We start from the raw sequence: 22,034 nt of genomic DNA, 5'->3' as shown, positions 1-22,034 counted from the left end.
CGGACGTCACGGGGGCGCCCCGGGCGGGCGCGGGAACCCGAACTGGTGGTTCTGCGTTGAACAGACATGGGGACGGTCGAACGGACGTGAGGACGCGGGGGTCCGAGCGCCGTAAGGCTCCCGCCGACGCACCCCTTCCCGAGCCGCCCCGGCCGCGATCCCCCCTCGCGGCCGGGGCTCCGTCCTGAGGCGCCGCCGCGGGCGGTCCGGCGCCGGCCCGCCCGCGGCGGCCGTCAGTCCTCCGGCTCCCCCGCGGCCTCCGGAGCGGGGTCCTCCCCCAGCGTGTACACGTCCTTGATCTTCACCTCGGACACGCCCCGCCCCTCGGGGAAGACGCGCCGCCAGTCCCCGACCAGGTGCAGTTCGTCCGTGCCCATCGCACGCACCACGAGCAGGCCCTCCGCATGGGCCTTGTACGCCTTCATCCAGAGGTTGGCGAACGCCTGGGAGCGGATGATGTGCATCCAGTCGGGGCGGTACAGCTCCCGGTTGTAGTTCGACTCCCCCATCGTCGACACGAACTTGGAGTACATCGCCTTCACGTACTCCAGGGTCACCTCGTCCTCCTCGGCGAGCGCCCGGTCGCGGGCCACCTTGAGCGCGAGGCGGAACTTCTCCAGGAGACTCTCGGTGGCGCCCGAGGTGAACGACTCGTGGATCTCCGGCGGGTCGCACAGCCCGTAGCGGGGCCCGGACAGCCGCAGCAGGAGGCGCAGCGTGGGCTCGGTCACCCACAGCGGGCCGGGCTCGTCGCGGTTGCCGACCGGATGGGGCAGCTCCTCGCCGTGCTCCCAGGCGGGCGGCGTGATCAGGTGGACACCGGCCCGGCGCCGGTCGTGTCCGGGACCCGTGGTGTGTTCCAGCCGGCCGATCGGCAGGTGCGTCTTCAGCGCCGACAGGTAGGCGCCGTTGACGTCCAGCGCGGTGACCTCGTGCGCGCCGGGCGGGAGTGCGGGGCGCGCCCACTTCGGGCGGGCCTCCCAGATCTGGTCGGCGCCGCGCGCGGTCTGCTTGCGCAGGATGTCGGGGATCCAGGGATGCGCCACGACGTCGTACCGGCCGCCCTTGCGGGACTCGTCGAGCAGCGCCATGGCGTCCGGGATGGCCCGCTTGACCAGGGCCGCCGTCGCGGCCTCCAGGTCTCCGCCGTGCTTGGCCAGTGCGGCGGACACGGCCTCGCCGATCAGGTCGGGGCCGTCCGCGGAGGCGGTGCGCATCCGCCGGCCGACGGGGACCAGCCGCACGGAGTCCTGCCCCCGGGCGCCCGTGCCCCGCGCGCGGGCCGGAGCGGGCCCGGCGCGCCCGGAGGACCCCTGCCGGGAGGGGCGGGACTCCCCCGCGGGGGCCCCGGCACCGCGCCGCCCGGCCGCCGGTCCGGTACCGGTTCCGGGTTCCGGGCCGGCAGTCGCGTGCTCCCGGCCGTGGTGAGCGGGCGGGGCGGCGGGCGCGGCGACGGGCGGGTGGTCCGGGGTGCGCCCGGCCTCCCGGCCGGCCGCCGCAGCCGTGCCGCAGTCGGCGGGGTCGAGGTGCTGCGGGAAGCCGGCGACCTGGTGCCGGGCGGGCGCACCGCACAGCACGCAGGGGCGCGGCTGCGCAAGGAGTTCGCCGTCGTGGGCGTCGTCACCGGCGACGTCAGGCCGGCTGCCCGGGGAGGCGTCGCGGGGGCGGTCGCCGGCGGCCGCGGCCCCGCGGGGGCCGTCGGTCACGGTGCCGGTCCCCTCCGGGTCCGGGGCGGACGCCGCCGCGGCGGGTCCGGTGGCCTCCGGTGCGGCGGCCTCCGGTCCGGTGGCCTCCGGACCGGTGGCCGGGGGCTCCCCGGCCCGCTCCGCCAGCTTCGCGCGGGCTCCCTGGAGGAAGTACGCGTACTTCTCCCGCACCTCACCGGCGGGGTCGCGCCCGGTCTCCCATCCGGCGACCGTGGACGGGCTCACTCCGAGGACCTGGGACACCTGGGCGCGGGACAGCCCGAGCGCCTCCCGCAGCGGGCGGCGCTCCTCGGCCGGGGGCAGCGGCACCTCCTGGCGCGCGCTCGCGAGGAGCGCGTCGATCGCGTCGAAGCCGGTCACCGGGGCACCGCCCCGGCAGGCCCGGCCTCGGTCTCGGTCCGGGTCGCCGCGGACCGCGGACCACCCGTCGTACCCGTCCGCGGGACCGCCGACGGCCCCGCTCCTTCGTCCCAGCACAGTGCCACGTCGGCACCCTACCCGCGGCGGGCACCGCCCCGGCGCACGGCCGTGGCTCAGTGCAGCGCGCGCTCCTCCAGCGCCGCGCGCCAGGCCGGTTCCGGGTCCTCGGGCACGGGGTCCCGGCGCCGGCCGCCGCGGGCGAAGAAGTCGGCCAGCGGCAGCATCGCGGCGCCCACGGTGACCGCGTCCGGGCCGAGCCGGCCGAGGTCGACGCCGACCTTCTCGGCGGGGTACCGCAGGGCGTAGGACACGGCGTGCCGGCGCACGGCGGGCAGGATGTGCGGCCCGAGCCGGAGACCGGCCCAGCCGCCGATGAGGATGCGCTCGGGCTGGAACAGGTTGATCAGGCCGGACAGCCCGGCGCCCAGATACTCCGCGGTCTCCTCCAGGACGCCCAGCGCGACCGGGTCGGGGGCGGTGCCCGACGGCGGGTGGGCGGCGGCGAGCAGGGCGGTGAGCGCGGTCTCCTCGTCGGCGCCCTCGGGCGGCCGCCCGCCCGCCTCCCGCCAGCGTTCGAGCAGCGACTGCGCGCCCGCGTAGGCCTCCAGGCAGCCGAGGGCGCCACACCGGCACCGGCGGCCGCGGACGCGGACGGTCAGGTGCCCCCACTCCACGGCCCGGCCGTGCTCCGCCTCGGGGGTGACGATGCAGGCGCCGACCCCGGAGCCGAGCAGGACCACGACGGCGTTGCGGGCGCCCCGGCCGCCGCCGAACCACATCTCCGCCTGGCCGAGCGTACGGGCCCCGTTGTCGATGAAGAAGGACACGCCGTCCGGCAGGCGCGAGCCCTCCCGCAGCCGCGCCTCCAGGGGCACGGCGTCCCAGCCGATGGTCTGGCCGTGCACCACGGCCCCGCCGGCCGGCCGGTGCTCGACGATGCCGGGCACGCCGACGCCGACACCGAGGAGCCGGCCGGCGGGGAGGCCGGCCGCCTCCAGGACCTCGCCGACGCCGTCGCGGATGTGGCCCGCGACCACGTCGGCATCGTGGTGCCGGGGCTCCAGGGGGCGTTCGGTGCGGGCGAGTTCGGTGAGGGCGAGGTCGAACAGTTCGACCCGGACGCCGGTCTCGCCGACGTCCACGCCGATCATGTGGCCGCTGCCGCGGGCGACCCGCAGCAGAGTGCGCGGGCGGCCGCCGCCGGAGTCGACGCTGCCGGCCTCCTCGACCAGCCCGTCGGCCACCAGGTCCGCGACGACGTTGCTGACGGAGCCGGAACTCAGGCCCGTGACCGGGCCCAGCTCGAAGCGGCTGAGCGGTCCGTCGAAGTAGAGCCGCTGCAGCACGGCCGCACGGCTGGCCCGCCGCAGATCGCGCACCGTGCGCCCGTTCCGCCCCGCCATGCGGCTCCCTTCACCCCCCGTGCCCGAGCCGCAACATACCCCTGCGACCGGACCGGGCGCGACCACCGACGGCCCTTGATCCACGCACTGACAGAAGCGGGGCGCGGGACAATCCGATGGACTCGCCTCCGCACGGCTACCTAGCCTAGGACAGTTCCTAAAGGCTTTAGGTTTCTGAAGGGCTGCCGCCATGAGGTCACTCACCGAAGAAGACATCCGCGACTGCTTCGTCAACTGCTCCAAGGGCGAGGCCAAGCGGCTCACGGTGCCGCGGGAGCTGGCCGGGCAGCCCTGGGACGACCTGGACTTCCTCGGCTGGCGGGATCCCGGGGCGCCCGACCGCAGCTATCTCGTGACCGAACGCGGGGGACGGCTCGTGGGCGTCGCGCTGCGCTACCCGCCCCCGCAGCGCGGCTTCCTGCGCCGCAGCATGTGCGGACTCTGCCTGACCACGCACCCCGGCGGCGGGGTGTCGCTGATGACCGCGCGCAAGGCGGGCGCCGCGGGACGCGAGGGCAACTCCGTGGGCCTGTACATGTGCACGGACCTGGCGTGTTCGCTGTACGTACGCGGGAGGAAGCAGGCGGCGCCCGGCGCCCGTTTCGAGGAGAGCCTCACCCTGGAGGAGCAGATCGCGCGCACCACCGGCAACCTCGCCGCGTTCCTGGACAAGCTGTACGTCTGAATCACGCCACGAGGGCGTTCGCCGGGCGCCGCTACGGGGAATGGCCACAGGGATGCGCGAGGTACGTGAGTGGCCCGCGCCCCTCGTGCGCATGGCGAGGAGGCGCCGGGAGCCCGTGGTGGTACAGACGCTGCGGTCGGCCACCGCGGCGACGATCGCGTACGTCATCGCCCTGCACCTCAGTCCCGAACGGCTGCCGCTCACCGCACCGCTGACCGCGCTCCTGGTCGTCCAGGTCACCCTCTACGCCACGCTCACCAACGGCATCCGCCGGGTGAACGCGGTCGTCGCCGGGGTCCTGATCGCCATCGCGTTCAGCCTGCTCGTGGGCCTGACGTGGTGGAGTCTGGCGCTGCTGATCGTGGCGTCGCTGGGCGTGGGCCACCTGGTGCGGGTCGACGAGTACGTCCCCGAGGTGGCGATCAGCGCCATGCTGGTGCTGGGCGTCACCACCGTCGGCGACACCGCCTGGGCGCGGGTGGTGGAGACGCTGATCGGCGCCGTGGTGGGACTGTCCGTCAACCTGCTGATGGCGCCGCCGGTGTGGGTGGGCGAGGCGGGCGAGTCCATCGAGGGCCTGGCCCGCCGGGTGCGCCAGCTGATGCTCCGCCTCGGCGAGGAGGCCGCGGGCCGCACCCCGCACGCCCGGGCGGCGGCCCGGCTGCACGAGGCGCGCCGGCTGGACCACGACATCGTCGGAGTGGACGCGGCGCTGCGGCAGGCGGAGGACAGCCTGCGGCTCAACCCCCGTGTACGGGAGGGCCTGCTCTACCGGATCGTGCTGCGCACCGGCCTGGACACGCTGGAGATCTGCACGGTCGTGCTGCGTGTGCTCGCCCGCACCCTCACCGACCTGGCGAAGGCGCGGGAGCCGGAGCCGCTGTTCCGGCAGGAGACCGGGGCCGTCCTGGAGCAGCTGCTGTCGGAGATCGCCGACGCGGTGGTCAGCTTCGCCGTCCTGGTCACCACGCACGTCAGTGTCTCCGCCGAGTCCGCCGAGGCCCGGCTCAGCGCGGAACTGCGCCAGGCGGCCACCACCCGCGACAAGCTCGCGGACCTGCTGCTGGACGACGTACGCCTGGACGCGGCGCAGTGGCAGCTGCACGGAGCCGTGCTCACCGAGGTCAACCGCATCCTCGACGAGATGGACACCGAGCACCGCACCCGCCGGCTGCTGGAGGAGCTGGACCGCGTCGCCCGTGAGCAGCGGGAACGGCGTCCGTGGCTGGCCCGGCTGCAGGAGCGCCGGCGGCTGCTGCGCCGGGCGGTGAAGAACCGGCTGCGACGGAACCGGGCGGCGGTCCGCGGACGTTCTTCCTGACGAACGCCCCGGCCGGCCGCGCCGCGTGCCCGGGGCGCGGCACCTGGAGGGGGTTGCGCATGAGTGTGCGGATCGACGGGAACACGCTACGGCTGCCGGGCGGAGTGGCGGTGCGGTTCGTCCGCACGCTGCGCCTGCCCGAGCAGGGCACGCATCCGCTGCCGCCGGGGCTCGGGGAGTTCCCGCTGCGCCGGGTCGCCGACTACCCGGACACCGCGCCCGGGCCGTGGCTGGAGCGCGGCGGCGTGATGCTCCCGGTGTATCTGCGGGAGGCGATGTGGCTGGGCTTCGCGGGCACGACCGAACCGGCCGCGCTCCAGGTCGGGGTGGGCAAGGTGTGCGCGGTGTCGGGCAAGCCGTGGAGCGACCGGCTGACCCGCGCCCCGCAGAACTACCTGGTGCTGCCCCGTCAGCCGTGGCTGGACGGGATCAACTCCGGCAGGGGCACCGTCCGGCAGTTCGTGGCGGTGCCGCTGGGCCTGGGAGCCACCGTGGAGGGCCAGGTCACCGGCGAGGAGACCTGGGGCGGCGTGCAGCTGCGGGCGTTCCCGCTGGCCCCCGCGGCGCTCGCCGCGTGGCGGGAGCAGGAGCGCGAGCGCGAGCGGCGCCGTGCGGAGCGGACGAGCGGGGGCTTCGGAGCACCGGTGCCGCTGAGCGCGCCGCCCGCGCCGGGCGGCGTACCGGCTCCGGGAGCGGCGCCTCGCGCGGCGGCGGGCCCCGCGGGGGCCCCGGCCGCGCGGTCGCGGCGCGCGTCCGCGATGGGCCTGGGCGTGGGCGGCTCGATGCGGCAGGAGGTGTACCGGGACGAGCGGCCGGCCGGGGACTGGGCTCCGGACGCCTCCGGCCGGGTCTTCGTGCATCTGGTGACCGCGCCGGACTGGCGTCGCATCACCGGCGAGGAGCCGCCGCCCTCGCCGGTGGACCGGGCGGCGTACACCCGTGCGGGGCTGCCGTGGTTCGACTACTACGACGAGTCGGCGGAGGACCTGCCGCCCGCCGACGCCCTCGGGTCGGTCGGGCCGGTCGGCGGCTGGCTGGGCGACGACCACGATCCGTGGCAGCCGCCCGCCCCGCAGCAGGTGACACCGCTCGGCGACGCACCCGGCAAGCCGGTGGCCGACGGCGACTGGTGAGGCGCGGGCACGGACCGTCCGGCGCGGTTCGCGGCCACCCGGACCGGCGTGTGCGTCCGCCCCGCCGGCCGGGGCCACGGCGGCCTCTCCCGCCGCACGGCGCGCCGCACCGAGGCCGTCGGCACCGGCTCGGCGAGGCGGGGCGGGGCGGGGCGGGGCTTGCGCAGGCGGTCCGCGCCGCCGCCGCACGGGCGCCGGCCCTGGTGCCCGGCGAGCCGGCGGCCGGGCACGGCGGGCGTGTTCCGCGTGGACGGCGGCGGAGGACGCCGGGCGGGCCGCCGGGCGGGCCGCCGGGCGGTGTCATCCGTCGCCGTCCGCGCGGTGGCGCTGCAGGGTGCGGGGGCAGCCGGCCGCGGCGGCCTGGGCGAGCAGGACGTGCATGCGCTCCGTGAGCTGGGCGACGGTGTCCGCGGGCCGGTGGAAGGTCAGACGTACGTCGCCGTGGGTGCGGGCGCGTTCGATGCGCAGGGTCAGGCCGTGCCGGTCGACGGCGAGCGGGCGGACCCGGACCGCGCCGTGCAGGCTGTCGGGGGCGACGAGGCGGGTGAGCCGGTCCACGGCGTCGGCGTGCGCGTCGGCCAGGTGGGTCAGCAACTGGGCCTCGGCGGCGGCCAGGGGGTCGGGCCGGGCGCCCGCGAAGTCCTCGACGGCGACCAGTTCGGCGCCGGACGCGCGGCGCAGCACCACGCGGGTGGGCAGCAGGGCGAGTCCGCCGTCCTCGCCGGTGAGCCGGCCGGCGATCCAGAGCCGGGCGCGGACGCGGTGGCGGACGGGGACGGGGGCGACGTCGGCGAACTCCAGGACGGCGGACGGCTCGCCGCGCGGCGCGCAGATCGCGGCGGCGCGCAGCGGGCTGTCCTCGGGGAGTCTGAGGAGCGTGCGGCCGTCCTCGGTGACGGTGTGCGCGCCGACGAGCTCCTCGCGGCCGCCTTCCGCCGTCACGGTGCACGACCAGGCCGCGACCGGCACCGACCGGGCCTGCTCCGCCGCGCCGGGCGCGGCCGTCCAGTGGTGGCTGTCACCCATCCGAACTCCTCCTTAGGTAAGGCTCGCCTAACCTATCCGAGATCACGGCTGCCGCCAAGCGCGGTTCACCCCTCGGCCGTACGTTCCCCGCCGCGCACCGGGCGGAGCGGGCCTCCGGCGCCGGCCCCGCCGGGGGCCGCGGCGCGGGAAGCGTGCCGGCGCCGCGCCCGCATCGCGGCGCCGGGGCGGGCCACCGCGTCGGCGCCCCGGGGAACGCCAAAAGCCCCCGGGCCCCTTCGTGTGAAGGGGCCCGGGGGCTCCTGCCCGTCGCGGATGCGGCGCGGGCGCGGCGTGCGGTGCCGGCTCAGCGGCCGCCGGGTGCCGTGGACGGCATGCCGTGCCCGTAGTAGCGGGCGTAGTCCAGGGCGGCCCTGCGGAACGCCTCCGGCGGGCGGTAGCCGTGCCCGGTGACGTAGTGGACGATCAGTGAGGGCGCCGCGAAGGCCGCGCCGTCCTCGCCGTCGACGTGGATCTCCCCGGCCCCGAGCAGGCACGTGTTCCCGTCCCCGTCGGTGAACTCGACGAAGTCCCGGTCGCAGAACACACAGGGCTGCATGCCCCGCGTCACGTTGACCTGGAAGCGCAGCAGGTGCGCGAGCGCCCCGCCGAGCTCCTCGTCGGCGGGCCCCGCCGGGAAGGGGTGCCCGTCGTCCAGCCAGCCCACGTTCAGACGGTCCCGGTCGGTCTCGTCGTACGTGTACGGCGTCAGGTCCGCGTAGTACGTCATGCTCTGCCCCTGGTCTCTCTCGCGTCTGTCGTCCTAGCACCACTCGCGGCAGGTCGCGATGTGCACCGGCCCCATGTCGGGTTTGAGGATGCTGCTCAGCGAGGTGGCCTCCGAGGTGGTGACCGAGCCCTCCATCACGACCATGGTCTCGCCCGGCACGGTACTCCGCGGCGGATGGATGGTCAGGTCGCGGATCTCCGCGCCCGGTTTCACCGTCTCGAACCGGGCCACGTCCAGGCCCTGCTCCACCGCGAGGCCCGCCCCGTCGGACAGCTTCGCGCCGTCGGCACAGTAGAACACGCACCAGGTGCCCCGGGGGACGGTGGTCCGCTCGCCGTTGACGACGTCCCAGGTTCCGTGTCCGGACACCACGTGCTGCCGGTCGGCCCGGCCGCCGGGCCAGCGCACCACCATGGGGTCGCCGTTGCTGACGCCCTTGCCGAAGGTGGGCGGCGGGGCGTGGCCGCGGGTGAGGCCGCCGCGGGTGGCCGAGGAGAGCCCGCTCTCCACCGTGGGCACGGCCGGGATGCGGACGGTGGTGGGTTTGACCTCCTCACGGAAGATCTTGGTGACGACCTTCGTGAACAGCCTGCTCAGCCGGCCGGAGTTCTTGGCCGCGGCCGTGGCGAGCCGGGGCGCCGCCGCGGCCGGCATGGGGATGTACGGGGAGAACGTCCGGCCGACGAAGTGGCCGGCCTTGTAGGCGGTGCTGTCCCGGTCGTCCCCGCGCACCGTGTCGTACACGCTGAAGCCGAGCGGGCCGTTGCCCGAGCGGTCGTTGCGCACCTGCTGGGCCTTGCCCTCGGTCCAGCCCAGCCCGTCGGTGATCGAGTAGACGCCCTCGGCGAAGTCGTAGTAGCCGTCGACCGCGCCGTTCCACACGCCGGCCCCGAAGTCGGAGACCGCGTCGATCGAGTCCTCCACCCAGCCCCACAGCAGACCGGTGGGGTCCCACAGGGTGACCGGGTTGTTGCCCGCGTAGGCGTACCCGTTCATCTGCAGCGGATCGCTGAGGTCGTTGACCGGGTCGACGCTGAGGAAGCGTCCGGTGACGGGGTCGTACTCCCGTGCGCCGATGTGCGTCAGCCCGGTCGCGGCGTCGTCGACGCCCGTGCCCAGGAAGCCCTGACGTCCCGGCCACTCCGTCGGCAGGGCGCCCCGCGGGGTGCCGTAGGGGCCGAACTTGCGGCGGGTGACGTCCTGGCCGCCGTCCAGACCCACCGCCGCGGTGGCGGTGTTGTGGTGGTCGGTGACCAGCACGGTGAGGGTGTGGCCGGTGGCCTTGCCCCGGGTGGCGCGGACGGTCGCCGGGGCTCCGGTCTGCCCGTAGTAACGCTCCGCGTGCAGCGGGGTGCCGTCGAGGTCCACCGTGATGACGGCCTCGCCGAGGCGCAGGGTCCGGGTCGTCGCGGTCTTCTCGATCAGCCGGCTGCCGTCGGCTCCGTAGAGGTATCCGGTGGTGTCCCCGGCGGTCCAGCGCTGGGCTTCGGTGCCGTCGCAGGACGCGAGCCGGGCGTCGGTGCCGTTGGCGGGAGCGCTGCCGGGCACCTCCACGCAGTGGCCGCTCGCGGGGTTCTTCAGGGAGCCGTCGGTCTGCCCGTGGGTGAAGGTCTGGGCCGGGGACCCGTCACAGCTCTTCAGGACGAGGGCGGTGCCGTCGGCGGTGGCGCACTTGCCGAAGGCCCTGACGGTGTCCCCGGTGAGCTGCCACTCCTGCGCCGTGGTGTCGTTGCAGGTGTACAGCTGGACGGGGGTGCCGTCGGCGGTCCGGCGCCCTTCGACGTCGAGGCACTTGCCGGACGGCCCGGTCAGCGTGGTGCGGCCGTTGCCGTTGCCCGTGACGGTGCTCAGCTTGTTGCTGCGGTCCCAGTCCAGGGTCTGGACGTCGCCGTCGAGGTTCCGCCGGACGGTGTTGCCGGCCGGGTCGTAGCCGTAGGTGACGACGGACGAGGTGGTGCCGGCGGCGGTCCTGATCTCCCCGTCCACCCGGGTCAGGGCGTGCGGTTTGACGGTGCTCGCCGGCTGGGTGCCGTTGTTGGTGTCGGTGACGCCGTAGGTGTAGCTGAAGGTGTCGTCGAGCGCCGGGTCGGTCAGGTCGTGGGCGACCGTCGCGGTCCGGTTGCCGAGGGCGTCGAAGTCGTACGACGTCCAGTAGCCGTCACCGTCCGGTCCGGCGGTGACGTCGTCCGGGTCGGGGCCGGCCCCGCGGCCGCCGTTCTCCTTCGGGCAGCCGCCCGTGGCCGCGGTCCAGGCGTGGCGGAGCTGGCCCATCGGGTCGTACGAGAAGCACTGCCGGTCACGGGTGCCGTCGGGACGCACGTCGGTGATCCAGGTGACGTTCCCGACGACGTCGTAGCCGTACCAGGTGTCGCGGACCCGGTGCGGTCCCTCCGCCTCGCGGTCGGTGACCGTGCGGTCCAGCAGCCCGGTGTTCGGGTCGTACTCGTTCGTCGACCAGACCCGGTGCGGGGCCTCCCCGGAGACGGCGCGCAGCACTTCACCGAACGGGCTGTACGCCGTGTCGGCGGTGTAGTAGCCGAGTCCCGAGGTGGCGACGGGCAGGCCGTCGGCGTTGTACCGGGTGAGCACCTTCTCCGCGGCGAGTCCGCCGGGAGTCGCCGGCCGCTCCACGCTGCGGAGCTTGCCGGTGGGCGTGTAGCCGTAGCGGTAGGCGTAGCTGCCGGCGAGGCCCTTGGTGTCCGGGGTGTCCGGAATGGTGATCCGGGTGCCGGTGGGCCGGTACTCGGTGTCGTAGCCGGTGACTTCGGTGGTGAAGGCGGCGCCGTCGTAGTAGCGGGTGGACGCCACCGGCCGGCCTGCGGCCTCGGGCAGGGTGTCGTAGGTCCAGCTCGCCGCGAGCGGGCCGTCGGCCGCGTCGTCGCGCAGCTCGGTGCGGCGGCCCAGGTCGTCGTAGGTGCTGTACTGGCGCCGCCCGAGGGCGTCCTCGGACCAGACGCGCCGGTCGAGGCGGTCGTAGCCGAAGGAGAGTTCACCCATGTCGGGGTCGGTCTGGTGGGTCACCCGGCCGCGGACGTCATAGGTGTAGGTCCAGACGTTGCCCTCGGGGTCGGTGACCTTGGCCAGGCGGCCGCCCGCGTCGTAGGTGTAGTGGGTGTTCCGTCCCGCCGTCAGCCCGACGGTGGTGTAGTGGCGGACCGCCCGGGTCCGGCCGAGGGTGTCGGTGAACGTCTTGATCGCACGGCTGCCCAGGCGGGTGGACGAGGCGTCACCGGTCTTTCCCTCCCAGACCAGGGTCCAGTCCCCGCCGTACTTGTACACGGTGGAGTGGTCGGGTTCGCCCTCGAAGAGGGTCGTGGTGCGCAGCGGGCGGCCGAGGCCGTCGTAGGCGGTCTTGGTGGAGTTCGGGATCCGGAAGACCGACTCGGGCACGAAGATGTCCTTGCCGGGTTCCCCTTCGGCGAGGTAGCCGTTGTGGGTCAGCCGGACCGTGCCGGAGGCGTTGTAGAGGGTGTCGGAGACGATCCGCCCGCCGCCCGCCGCCTCGCTCTGTGTCTGGCGCGGGCGCAGCAGGCCGTCGTAGATCTCCACCGACACGGCGTAGCTGCCGTCGTCACGCAGGGTGCGGGTGGTGACGGTGGGCGCCTCGTCCGCCTTGACCACGTACGCGTAGCGGTAGGCGGGGTCGTCCGTGCCCTGCCGGCGCGACGGCGTCCACACCGCCGTGACGCGTCCCAGGTCGTCGTAGGAGCTGCTGACCTTGCGCCCGTTGGGGTCGGTGACCGACAGGGTGGTGCCGCGGCCCGGGTCGACGCGGGTGGTGCTGGTGTGCCCCGCGGCGTTGGTCACGGTGGTGGTGAACACCGCCCCGGTGGCCGGGCTGTAGTGCTGGGTGGTGCGGTGATCGTCCGCGTCGGTGGTGGACAGGACGCGGCCGAGTTCGTCGTAGGTGGCGCGGGAGGAGGTGATCCAGCCCTCGCCGTCGCCCTCCACGGTGTCGACCTGGCGGGCCAGGCCCCGGTCGGGGGCGGCTCCGAAGGCGTCGAGCGCGTCGTACGAGGTGCGGGTGTCGGCGACGACCTGGTTGCCGGTGGCGGTGGCCGCGGCGGCGCAGTCGCCGAGGGTGGTGCGGGTGCGCTGCACCAGGCCGATGAGGTGCTTGGCCTGGTTGTGGACGTAGGTGTCGGTCGTGCAGCGCTCGTCGCCGGTGGTGAGGTCGCCCTCGTCGTCGGGGGTCAGGGTGAGGGTGTGGGTGGTGACGGGCAGGCCGTAGGTGTCGTCGTGGGTGCTGGTGGTGCGGACCGTGCGCTCGTGACCCGAGCTGACGGTCTGTGAGGTGTCCGAGCGGGCTGTGCCGGTGCGCCAGGCCTCCAGGTCGGGCAGCCCGTCCCGGGCGCGTGCCGCGGTCTTCTCGGACCAGGGGACGGCGACGGTCCGGGAGACGACGGTGCCGCCCGCCTTCGTGTAGACGATCTCCTCCGCGGCGCGGCCCTGGTAGGGCGGGAGGTCCTCGCCCAGTTCCCCGCCCTTGGAGTCCTTGACGGTGACCTTGGCCCGGCCCCCGTCGCCGGACATGCCGCGGAAGTAGTGGGTGCGGGTCTGCGACTGCTCGGTGGCGTCGGCGGTGCCGGTTCCTGCGGTCAGGCCCTTCTTCACGACCACGAAGGCGTAGCCGCGCCACTGGCTGTAGGTGCGCAGCGCGGGCTTGGTGAACTCGTCGGTGTCCTTGGCCCAGGCCGCGTCGCCCTCATAGGTGTAGGTGGTGACGGCGTCGGGCTGGCGGGCCACCCGGTCGCGTTCGACGACCTTGGTGACGACGTACTTGTTGAACCACTCGGCCTGGGGCTTCTCCAGGTCCGGGTCCGGGGACCAGTGGACGGGGAAGCAGCGGGTGCCGTTCGTCCTCGGGTCGGGCCCGGTGCCGATCGCGCACGGCGCGGAGTAGCTGACCTGGATCTCGCCGCCGGTCTCGGTGCGGATGGTCTCCACCCGCAGCCGGTCGAAGTCGGGGGTCGGGTCGTCCGCGGAGCGCGCCACCCGGTTGGGCATGTCCACCACGTTGGGCAGGAAGACCGCCGGGGGGAGTGTCGTGGCGCCGCCGTCGGTGCCGTAGCCGGTGCGGGTGACGGACTCCAGCCAGAGCGGCGGGTGGGTGTCGGTCCGCTGCCGGGGGAAGGACTGCTCCAGGGTCCACCGGTCGACCTTGGACAGGTCGGTCGATCCCTCGGTGCGCTGTGCGTAGGTGGTGACCGCGGACAGCCGCTGCCGGGTCCAGAACGTCGGCGCGGACACGTAGCAGTTCTTGGCGTCCGCGGTGCAGTTCAGTGTGGAGGGGGTGTCCCACCAGGGCTGCTTGTCCTCGTAGTTCTTCGAGGTGAACTCGGCGTCCGAGCACTCGGTCCCGCCCTCGGCGACGCAGCGCTGCGCCACGGAGAAGACGACCTTGGCGGCGGGGTCGCCGTCGAGGTCGCCGGAGCGCAGGCCGTAGAGGATCTGCTGGGGGTGGCCGCCGCGGACGTAGGAGACGTGCTTCTTGAACTTGCCGTTCCTGGCGTAGTGGTTGGTCTCCTTGGCCCAGTCGACGACCATGGCGTTGCCGTGGACGTCCTGGACCATGTCGAGGTTCCAGCGCCAGGCCTGGGTGCAGGAGGAGTCGGCGTACGCGGTGGCGTGGCAGGGCTCGCCGGAGTGGTTGCCGAACACGGGGACGGTGAACACCGAGTTGGTGACGGGACGGGTACCGGAGCCGTCGACGTCGTTGCGGCCGAAGAAGTAGCGGGTGCCGTCGCGGGTGGTGACGACCCAGTACTCGCCGTCGTAGGCCCCGGTCTGCTCGCTCTTGTCGCTGCCGCTCCTGCTCTTGTACGCGATCCGCGAGCCGTCGTCGGTGGCGGCGACCCAGTCGCCGGTGGTGTCGTCGTGGACCAGCTCGACGGTGGAACCGCCGAGCGACATGACCACCCGGTCGGCGGCCCAGCAGAGGTCGGCCTTCTTCTTGTCCTTGGCGTTGTCGTTGTTGGGGTGGTCCGCGCGGTCGTCGGCGCAGGTGCGGTACCGGCGCTCGATGAATCCGGGGTGGTAGTCCCACCCGTCGCCGATCCAGGACGCCTGGCCGTTGGCGACCGAGGTCTTGCCGTCCACCGACTGCGAGGAGTAGGTGAAGGAGATCTCCGGTGCCGGACCGGCCGGCGGCGCGGGCACGGAAAGCGGATACGTCCAGCTGAAGCCGCCGCTGCTGCCTCCGGCGGTCCAGGTGCCGGACGGGGCGAGCGGTGTCGCCCGGTAGGTGCCGCCCGCGCCGGAGGCGGAGTCGGTGGCCGCCAGCACCACCGGACCGCCGCCCGCCTGCGTGCTCAGGCCCTCGGTCTGCGCCGTCGCCGGGTCGACCGTGGCCCGGACCGTCTCCGCGCCGGGGTCGTTGCTGCTGGGCACGTCCTGGGCGGTCGTGCACTCCTCCAGCTCCGGGGTGGTCAGGAAGCACTCGGGAAGCTGCGTCAGCTTCAGCCGGGAGGACCACTCCGTGCCGTAGAGATCCTCGAACTCACCGTAGTCGAGCTCCACATCGACCGGTGTGGCGCCGCCGGACGGCGGGGTCACGGTGATGATCGCACCGTCCACCTCGGCGTCCTCGGTGCCGGCGCGCGGTTCGACCGCGACGTCCCAGGTGCCGGTGGGAGCGGGCGGTTCGGGGTCGGCCTCGGTGGGCGACGCCCGGCCGAGCCGCACCGGGAGGTCGCCCGCCTGCACGAGGTCGGTTCCGGCGGCGTCCAGGGCGACGCTCGCCGCGCCCCCGGCGGGCGGGGCCGTCCTGGAGGGGTTGTACTCGGGGGGCGGCGTCAGTTCGCCTTCCCAGTCGCCGAGTCCGGCCGCCGCCGACTCGTCCAGCGGGGCCTGTGCGTCCTCCTGCAACGCCGTCAGCGGCACGTCGCTGCGCGGCACGACCGGTGGCACCGCCCAGGCGTTGCCCGGCAGCACGGAGGCCGCGATCGCGAGGGCGAGTACGGCGCCCGTCCGGCGGGCACCCGCCCGTCTGCCGGGCCGGCGTACCCGTAGCCCGCCGGGTCTTCCTCTCACGCCTCCGGGGCGTCGTCCGCCCCCGGATCCACGCATCGGGTGCGCCGGAAAGAACGGCAGCATGACGGCTCCCCCCACAGCCACTGCGAACCACACAACGGCCACAGTGAATTGACAAATTGCGCACAGATTCTGGGCAGGGTGTCGCCCCGAAAGCCAGCCGAACCCCCACTCCGGTGACTTCAATCACATGATCGACAGCGAACTCCGGCGCCATATGGGGAACTGACATGACATCACGAAAGAACAAGATCGAATCAATTCATCCAGCAGATTTCCCACAGGGCGTCACTTCGGGTGCGCCACAGAACTTTTCGGACACACCGCGTCCTGTTTGCCCCGCTTTTCGGCTGCGTGCTCGTCACCAAGGCGGGCGCACAGCGGCGTCACAGGCCCGCACGGCCTCCCGCCCGCGCCGGGAACCGGCCACCGGGCGCCCTGGAGCCCGGCGCCTCCCGCGTGGCGGACCGCCCCGGGGATGAGACATGCTCTGCTGGCACAAATTGGCACCGCAGCGGCACTCGCGCAGGAACCGGCGGAGCTGCCGGCCGCTTCGGCGGACGCGGGCGCGGCACGACGCAGGACCGGGGGCGCGGCCGGAAACCGACCGCTGTCCGAGCGGCGGTCGGGCGCCCAGGGGGGAGAGGGAAAGTGGACGCCTCGAAGGACTCGAAGAACCAGCGGGAACCGGAGAGCCGGCCGGCTGCGCCGGACCCGGAGCAACCGCCGGGCACAGCTTCCGACAGCTCACCGGATGGCACGGTTCCGCCGGGGCCGAACAGCCGTGGGGGTACGAACGGAGCCGCGGCGGAAGGAAGTGCGCGGAATTCGATGAAGGAGCCGGACGCGCCCGACGCGCAAGACACGCGGAACGCGGCGGAATCGGAGCGTCCACAGGACGGGCAGAATCCGCAGGACGAGCAGAATCCGCAGGATCCGCCCGACGCGGCAGACCCGGGGACCCGGCGGAGGAGACCGGTGCCGGGCGGACGCCCGAGACGGGGGCGCGGGCGCAGGCTCACCGCGGTCTGCGCGGCACTGACCGCCGCGGCGCTGGCCCTGCCGCTGGGACTGCATCTGACGCGCGACGCGCGGCCGGGCGCGACGGCCGAACGGCCCGCCCCGGCCCGGAAGCCGCACCCGCTCACGGCCGAGGAGGCGTCCCGCAAGGCGCGGGAGACCGGCACCGACGTCGAGGTCACCGCCGAACGCACGCCCGACTCCACCACCTGGGCCCAGCCCGACGGGCTGCTCCGTACCCGTACCTACAGCGACACCGTCCGCGCGCGCGTGGACGGTGTGTGGAAGAAGATCGACCCCTCGCTGAGGTCCACCCCGGACGGCTGGGCGGCGAAGGCCGTGAACGACCCCGTGGTGTTCAGCGCGGGCGCCCCGCAGGGCCGCTCGTCCCGGGGGACTCGGCAGGCCCTCGCCCAGTCGCCCGGCACCGACGGCACCGGCGACGACGGCCGCTGGACCAGGATGGTCCGGCTGACCTCGGCGGGCCACGAGCTGACCGTCGACTGGCCGGGCGCCCTGCCGGAACCGGTGGTCGACGGACCACGTGCCCTGTACCGCAACGTCCGGCCTGGCATCGACCTGTTGCTCACCGCCCGTGACAGCGGCTACTCCCACGTCCTCGTCGTCCACGACCGCGAGGCGGCCCGGGACCCGCTGCTCAAGGAGATCGAGTACCGCCTGTCGTCCCCCGACCTGAGGTTCCGGATCGACAAGGAGTCGCGCACCGTCAGCGCGGTCGACGGCCGCGGCGGGGAGGTGGCGACCAGCCCCACGCCCTACGCCTGGGACTCCGCCGGACGCCCGGCCGTCACCATCGGGGAGACGCCCGAACCGACCGGACCATCCGTCCACCGGACCTTCGGCCTGCCCGGACTGGCCGGCCCCCAGCCGGGCACCCACGACGCGGTGCTGGACACCGCCCTGCGGGCCGCACCGGACGGCGGCGGCTCCCCCGCCCGCGACCGCATCCTCGCGGTCACACCCGACCGCGCGCTCCTGGACAGCCCGGACACGGTCTACCCCGTCTTCATCGACCCCTCCTTCAAGGGCCACAAGAAGAACTGGACGCTGCTCTACAAGCGGTACCCGACGACCAGCTTCTACAACGGGCAGAACTTCAACGACGGCACCAACGAGGCCCGGGTCGGCTACGAGTCGACCACCGGCGGCCTCTCCCGTTCCGTCTTCACCTTCGAGCACTCCAGCTCGCTCGACGGCGCGACCGTGAAGTCCTCGTACTTCCGCGTGCTGCAGACGTACTCCTGGGGCTGCTCCGCCCGCAAGTACAACCTGTGGCTCACCGGTCCCGTCTCCGGCTCCAACACCTGGAACAAGCAGCCGAACTGGTCGAGAGTCCTGTCCAGCGCGACCAACGGCCACGGCTACAAGTCCGGCAGCTGCCCGGACAGCTGGGTCAAGATGGACATCAAGTCGGCGGCCCAGGAGGCGGCCGACAAGGAGTGGGGCAGCATCACGCTCGGGCTGCGCGCGGACAACGAGTCCGACAGCAACTCCTGGAAGAAGTTCCGCGCCAACGGCGAGAACTCCCCGTACATCGAGACGACGTACAACCGCAAGCCCGCACAGCCCACCGGACAGACCATGACCCCGGGCCCGGACTGCGACCTGAACGCGCCGTACTCCTCGGTCGGCAAGTCCGACCTGGTGTTCCGGGCCCGCGGTTCGGACCCCGACGGCAACCTCAAGTACCTGCACTTCCGCCTGTGGCCGGACGGCGACTTCGCACACCGGCTGCTCGACACCTACCTCACCACCGACAGCAACGGCTACGCCAACACCGCCCCCGTGCCCTGGGAGAAGCTCACCGACGGCAAGGTCTACGCCTGGGACGTCCGCTCCAAGGACGCCGAGGGGGCCGTGTCCTACTTCGCCCCGGACGGCAGTGAGCCCTGCCGCTTCACCGTCGACCAGAAGGCACCCCCGTCGCCGACGGTGACCTCCACCGACTTCCCCGCCGCCGACGGCACGGACAGCACGTGGTCGACGGTCCGGTTCGGCACCTCCGGCTCCTTCCGCCTGGCCTCCTCCGGCGACGTCAAGAAGTACGAGTACAGCTTCAACTGGACCGGGTACGGCTCCACCGCCACCGCGGGCTCCGACGGCTCGGCGACCCTGACGGTCACCCCGCCGCAGGCGGGCCCCAACATCCTCTACGTCCGCGCGGTGGACGGCGTCTCGAACACCTCGAAGCCCACCGCCTACCGCTTCTACGTGTCACCCCGCAGCGAGCTGGACACCGCGGGCGACACCACCGGCGACGGGCATCCCGACCTGCTGGTCGTCACCGGCACCGGACGACTGCGCGCCTACCCGGGAAGCGACCGCGGCGACCTGCACTCCGGCATGGACGCCTCGTACGCCACCGACTACGGCACCACCTCGCCGACGCCGGACGGGTACTGGACCGATGCTCTGATCACCCACAACGGCGACTGGTTCGGCGGCGACGGCGTCCAGGACCTGGTGGCCCGGACGAGCGACGGCGGGCTGTACGTGTACCCGGGCGACGGCTACAGCGGCTTCGACGTCACCCGGCGCCAGCAGGTCCTGCTGCCCGACAACGCTCCCTCCCCCGACCAGCTCACCCAGATCCTCTCCGTGGGCGACGTCGACGGGGACGGCCGCCCCGACCTGTTCGCCAACTACGGCGCCCAGCTGTGGATCTTCACCGGCTACAGCGGAAGCAGCTTCGCCACCGCCCACAAGATGACCAACAGCGCCTGGGACGGCCGCGACCTCGTGCTCGTCGACGACGTCACCGGGGACGGCACCGCGGACCTGGTCTTCCGCACCTACGGGTCGGGCCGTCTCTACCTGCGGGAGGGCAAGCCGGACGGTGACGGCACCGGGACCGACATCCTCTCCCTGGGGCTGGCCTCCACGTCCCGCACCGGCGCCGACGCCGTCTACGGCGCGTCGGCCTGGGAACCCGGGAACATCCCGCTGCTGGTCGGCACACCGGACTCGGACGGCGACGACATCCCCGACATCTGGGTGATGTTCAAGAGCGGCAACGTCTACGTCTACCCCGGCGGCCGCGCCGCCCACGGCAGCCCCCGGAAGGTGATCGACGAGGCCGGCGAGGGCACGGAGTGGACCCGGCCGGCCGCGCTGGGCTGACCGGCCCGCCGGAGCGCGACCCGGCCCGCCGCAGCTGTGCGGCGGGCCGGGTCGCGCGGTGCGCGCTCAGCGGCGGTCCGGCGGCGGCACCGCTCCCAGCAGCGCCCGCGCGCACAGGTCCCGCACCTGCTCCCGGCTCGGGCCGGGGCCGCGCAGCCACTCCAGGCAGACCGCGGTGGTGAAGGCGAGCCAGCCGCGGACGGCGAGGGTCAGTTCGGGCCTGCCGGCGAAGGCCGGCCCGAACTCGGGGTCGGCGGCCAGAGCGGCGAGGATCTGCCGCTCATGGGCGTCGAGCGCGCGCCGGTAGACGCGTTGCACGACCTCGTCGCCGGCCGCGTCGGCGCGGTGGAACGCCCGGTAGCCATGGGCGTGGGACTCCACGTACGCGAGGAACGCGTCGAGGCCCGCGGTGAGCTGCTCGCGCACCGGGACGCCCGGCACGGCCGCGGTCATCCGCAGCATGTGCTCGCTCTCCCGCTCGACGACCGCCGCGAAGAAGTCCCGCTTGGTCGGGAAGTAGTGGTACAGCAGACCGCGGGAGACCCCGGCGATCTCGGCGACCTGCTCGATCCACACCTCGTCGTAGGGACTTTCCGAGAACAGCCGCGCCCCGACCGACAGGAGCTGCGCGCGGCGCTCCTCCGTGCTGAGCCGGCGGCGCGTACGCCCCCCGTGGTCCGAGGCCATGCGCGCATGGTACTTGACGTGGATTCAGCAGCGGGCCGAGACTGGGACGGTTGTTGAACCCACGTACAACACCGGTCGGTCCGGCGGTGCACCAAGGGGGATCACGCCATGGCGGAGACAGCGGGTACCGGAAGGGCGGCGGCGTCGGCCGCAGCGGCGGCCACGGTCGCCGCCGCGACCCCGGCCGCGGAAGCCGGGCCGCCGAAGGGCTTCCGCAGTGCGGCCGAGGGCTGGCCCGAGCTGCACCGCATCCCCCACCCGCCGCGCCGTCTGCCCCTGCTGGGCGACGTGCTGGGGGCGAGCCGCTCCAGCCCGATCCAGGACTCGCTGCGCCACGCCCGCGAGCTGGGCCCGATCTTCCGGCGGCGGATCTTCGGCCGGGAGTTCGTCTTCGTGTCGGGCGCGGACCTCGTCGCCGACCTGGCCGACGAGACGCGGTTCGCCAAGCACGTCGGGCTCGGCGTGGCCAATCTGCGGCCGGTCGCCGGGGACGGGCTGTTCACGGCGTACAACCACGAGCCCAACTGGCAGCTGGCGCACGACGTGCTGGCGCCCGGGTTCAGCCGCGAGGCGATGGCGGGCTATCACCCGATGATGCTGGACGTGGCCGCGCGGCTGACCGGTCACTGGGACGCCGCGGCGGCCGCCGGCCACTCCGTCGACGTGCCCGGGGACATGACGAAGCTGACTCTGGAGACGATCGCCCGGACCGGCTTCGGCCATGACTTCGGCTCCTTCGAACGCAGCCGCCCGCACCCCTTCGTCACCGCCATGGTGGGCACCCTGAGCCACGCCCAGCGCCTCAACACCGTGCCCACGGCGCTGCTGCTGCGGCGCGCGGCGCGCCGCAACCGCGCCGACATCGCCTTCCTCGACCGCACGGTGGACGGCCTCGTCGAGGCACGGCGCGCGCACGGCGGGGCGGGCGGCAGGGCGGGCGGCGCGGCGGGCGGCGCGGCGGGCGGCGGGGCGGGCGGCGCGGCGGGCGGCGGCGGTGACCTGCTGGACCTGATGCTGCGCACCACGCACCCCCGGACCGGTGAGCGGCTGTCGGCACAGAACGTCCGCCGGCAGGTCATCACCTTTCTCGTCGCCGGCCACGAGACCACCTCGGGCGCGCTCTCCTTCGCCCTGCACTACCTGGCCCTGCACCCCGAGATCGCCGCCCGGGCCCGCGCCGAGGCGGACCGCGTCTGGGGGGACGCGGACACCCCGGGCTACGAGCAGGTGGCCAGGCTGCGCTACGTACGGCGGGTGCTCGACGAGTCGCTCCGGCTGTGGCCGACCGCACCCGCATTCGCCCGCGAGGCCCGCCAGGACACCGTGCTCGCCGGGACCCACCCGATGCGGCGCGGCGCGTGGGCACTGGTCCTGACCGCGTCCCTGCACCGCGACCCGCAGGTGTGGGGCCCGGACCCCGAGCGGTTCGACCCGGACCGCTTCGACGCGGCCGCCGTACGGTCCCGGCCGCCGCACGCCTTCAAGCCGTTCGGCACCGGTGCGCGGGCCTGCATCGGCCGGCAGTTCGCCCTGCACGAGGCCACCCTGGTGCTCGGCCTGCTGCTGCGCCGCTACGAACTGCTGCCCGACCCCGGCTACCGGCTCCGGGTCACCGAGCGGCTGACCCTGATGCCGGAGGGGCTGCGGCTGCACCTGCGCCGCAGGACCGCTCCCGCCCCGGGCGGCGCCCCCACCGGGATCCGCACCCGCTCCTGAGCCGCCGGACGGCCCTG

11 protein-coding genes are annotated in these 22,034 nt (G+C 74.1%); 5 read left to right on the top strand and 6 right to left on the bottom strand.

Annotated features, from left to right (window positions below; genetic code table 11):
- Positions 1-233: 233 nt before the first annotated feature.
- A complete protein-coding gene (locus tag AC5K6T_RS13055) occupies positions 234-2,066 on the bottom strand; it encodes a helix-turn-helix domain-containing protein (RefSeq protein WP_493208632.1) in 1,833 nt (610 codons plus the stop codon).
- Between the two features lie 173 nt (positions 2,067-2,239).
- Positions 2,240-3,529, bottom strand: coding sequence for an ROK family protein (locus AC5K6T_RS13050; protein WP_493208630.1), 1,290 nt, complete (start codon positions 3,527-3,529; stop codon positions 2,240-2,242).
- 190 nt (positions 3,530-3,719) lie between these two features.
- On the opposite strand from AC5K6T_RS13050, the gene AC5K6T_RS13045 reads away from it, so the two are divergent.
- Genes AC5K6T_RS13045 through AC5K6T_RS13035 form a run of 3 tightly spaced genes read left to right on the top strand, consistent with a single transcriptional unit; the run spans position 3,720 to position 6,668 of the window.
- Positions 3,720-4,214 (top strand): FBP domain-containing protein, encoded by a 495-nt coding sequence (locus tag AC5K6T_RS13045; RefSeq protein ID WP_493208628.1) that lies wholly within the window; start codon positions 3,720-3,722, stop codon positions 4,212-4,214.
- 52 nt (positions 4,215-4,266) lie between these two features.
- Positions 4,267-5,535 (top strand): FUSC family protein, encoded by a 1,269-nt coding sequence (locus AC5K6T_RS13040; RefSeq protein ID WP_493208627.1) that lies wholly within the window; start codon positions 4,267-4,269, stop codon positions 5,533-5,535.
- A 59-nt stretch (positions 5,536-5,594) separates the two neighbouring features.
- Entirely contained in the window at positions 5,595-6,668 is a 1,074-nt protein-coding gene (locus tag AC5K6T_RS13035) for a hypothetical protein (protein ID WP_493208625.1), read from the top strand.
- A gap of 300 nt (positions 6,669-6,968) precedes the next feature.
- Here the strand turns inward: AC5K6T_RS13035 and AC5K6T_RS13030 are convergent, their stop codons facing one another.
- The 3 genes from AC5K6T_RS13030 to AC5K6T_RS13020 form a co-directional block, all read right to left on the bottom strand.
- A complete protein-coding gene (locus AC5K6T_RS13030) occupies positions 6,969-7,694 on the bottom strand; it encodes a DUF2470 domain-containing protein (RefSeq protein ID WP_493208623.1) in 726 nt (241 codons plus the stop codon).
- Between the two features lie 304 nt (positions 7,695-7,998).
- A complete protein-coding gene (locus AC5K6T_RS13025) occupies positions 7,999-8,421 on the bottom strand; it encodes a DUF7919 family protein (RefSeq protein WP_493208621.1) in 423 nt (140 codons plus the stop codon).
- A 33-nt stretch (positions 8,422-8,454) separates the two neighbouring features.
- Entirely contained in the window at positions 8,455-15,453 is a 6,999-nt protein-coding gene (locus AC5K6T_RS13020) for a ricin-type beta-trefoil lectin domain protein (protein ID WP_493208620.1), read from the bottom strand.
- A 978-nt stretch (positions 15,454-16,431) separates the two neighbouring features.
- Between AC5K6T_RS13020 and AC5K6T_RS13015 the strand changes: the two genes are divergently transcribed.
- Positions 16,432-19,614 carry a DNRLRE domain-containing protein gene (locus tag AC5K6T_RS13015; RefSeq protein WP_493208618.1) on the top strand — a complete coding sequence of 1,061 codons (3,183 nt, stop codon included), beginning with the start codon at positions 16,432-16,434 and terminating at the stop codon, positions 19,612-19,614.
- Positions 19,615-19,680: 66 nt separating this feature from the next.
- Here the strand turns inward: AC5K6T_RS13015 and AC5K6T_RS13010 are convergent, their stop codons facing one another.
- Entirely contained in the window at positions 19,681-20,301 is a 621-nt protein-coding gene (locus AC5K6T_RS13010) for a TetR/AcrR family transcriptional regulator (protein WP_493208617.1), read from the bottom strand.
- Between the two features lie 108 nt (positions 20,302-20,409).
- Here AC5K6T_RS13010 and AC5K6T_RS13005 point away from each other — a divergent pair, with 108 nt between their 5' ends.
- Positions 20,410-22,017 carry a cytochrome P450 gene (locus tag AC5K6T_RS13005; protein WP_493208615.1) on the top strand — a complete coding sequence of 536 codons (1,608 nt, stop codon included), beginning with the start codon at positions 20,410-20,412 and terminating at the stop codon, positions 22,015-22,017.
- Positions 22,018-22,034 lie beyond the last annotated feature (17 nt).

It is taken from the genome of Streptomyces sp. B8-7, from assembly GCF_058833805.1.
The sequence above is the reverse complement of the archived record's forward strand: the minus strand, read 5'-3'. Positions and strand labels throughout refer to the sequence as shown.

Excerpts from the sequence above, each read along its gene's own strand:
- AC5K6T_RS13005 (WP_493208615.1), top strand. The coding sequence starts at position 20,410 with ATGGCGGAGACAGCGGGTACCGGAAGGGCGGCGGCGTCGGCCGCAGCG.
- AC5K6T_RS13030 (WP_493208623.1), bottom strand. The coding sequence starts at position 7,694 with ATGGGTGACAGCCACCACTGGACGGCCGCGCCCGGCGCGGCGGAGCAG.
- AC5K6T_RS13045 (WP_493208628.1), top strand. The coding sequence starts at position 3,720 with ATGAGGTCACTCACCGAAGAAGACATCCGCGACTGCTTCGTCAACTGC.
- AC5K6T_RS13035 (WP_493208625.1), top strand. The coding sequence starts at position 5,595 with ATGAGTGTGCGGATCGACGGGAACACGCTACGGCTGCCGGGCGGAGTG.
- AC5K6T_RS13040 (WP_493208627.1), top strand. The coding sequence starts at position 4,267 with ATGCGCGAGGTACGTGAGTGGCCCGCGCCCCTCGTGCGCATGGCGAGG.
- AC5K6T_RS13050 (WP_493208630.1), bottom strand. The coding sequence starts at position 3,529 with ATGGCGGGGCGGAACGGGCGCACGGTGCGCGATCTGCGGCGGGCCAGC.
- AC5K6T_RS13025 (WP_493208621.1), bottom strand. The coding sequence starts at position 8,421 with ATGACGTACTACGCGGACCTGACGCCGTACACGTACGACGAGACCGAC.
- AC5K6T_RS13010 (WP_493208617.1), bottom strand. The coding sequence starts at position 20,301 with ATGGCCTCGGACCACGGGGGGCGTACGCGCCGCCGGCTCAGCACGGAG.